This is a genomic window from Acinetobacter sp. 228, from assembly GCF_048147885.1.
On the sequence record NZ_JAYWYV010000634.1, the window covers coordinates 1 to 1,012 of the forward strand.

The window sequence follows — 1,012 nt, forward strand, 5'->3', positions numbered from 1 at the left end:
CCAGTTTGTTGCCATCTTTTTGGATCTCCATGCAACAAAAAACCGCCAGAAGGCGGTCATAAAATTTAAAAAATCAGTTTAGTAATAGACGACTACAGTGCATATTTGAGGGGTATAAGCACCTTGTGTATTATCACCACCAAATGCTCCCATCAGACGGAATTTGGTGTTTGTCCGGGCAAAGTCTTCACGCTCTTGCAAGCTAACTGCATCAGCTCGATTGCTTGTTCCAGTACATACGATGCCATAATCTGTATCAGGTGCATCCTCACTCAAAGTAAATTCGATTTGGCCGCCACCTTTATTTTCAACTGAAGCAAAGCCACGGCTTTTGACTAAATCGAACGTTGAGCCGTTGAGGCGAATAATAGCGATAGCTTTTTCACCTATGGTTCCACCGTCGACCGTATCGATAGTAATATCTTTAGAGCCATCAAATGTGCCACTACCCTGGATTACACCAGTGAAATTTATCTTTCGTCCCTTTTCTAACTTTGCTGCAGAAACAGCATTAGCACCTGCATCCAGCTTGCCATCAATGATTTCATTAATCTTTTTGGTTATTGAATTAAATAACCAGTTAAACCATTGACGAGCGGGTTTCTGATTTGATGGAAAGCCACTTAATAAAGTTAGTCCATCGGTATTTTTTGGCCCGTTCAGGCTAAATTCTTCTAACTTATCCATCTACTTCATCCGAAAAAATTAGCTCAACTCCACTTGGTAAAGGAAATAACAAGCGGACTAGTTCTTTATCTATAGGTTGAAACTCTGCAAGAAATTCAAAAGTAACGGTCATGTCTCTGTTGTCCTTTAGCTTGAAAGGCACATCAGTTAATAGCTTGCAGATTTCAAATGCTTCATCGAGAGTGCAATCACAGTTGTTTAACAAGATTTTAGCTTTAACAACTGAGGGTAATTTTTGAGGGGGGGTGCTCTGGCCACGATAACTACTGACACCTGATTCGCGCCAAAAACCACCAATATCTGGGTTATCCGTTTCACCGAAGGT

General features: G+C 40.9%; 2 protein-coding genes. Both read right to left on the reverse strand.

The features are described from left to right. Positions 1-78 precede the first annotated feature (78 nt). Positions 79-687: a hypothetical protein gene (locus VXQ92_RS21450; RefSeq protein WP_000359221.1), complete on the reverse strand. Its 609-nt coding sequence runs from the start codon at positions 685-687 to the stop codon at positions 79-81. After that, positions 680-1,012: DUF2612 domain-containing protein (locus VXQ92_RS21455; RefSeq protein WP_416683113.1), on the reverse strand; the 333-nt coding region annotated here is incomplete at its 5' end. The genes VXQ92_RS21455 and VXQ92_RS21450, both read right to left, overlap by 8 nt.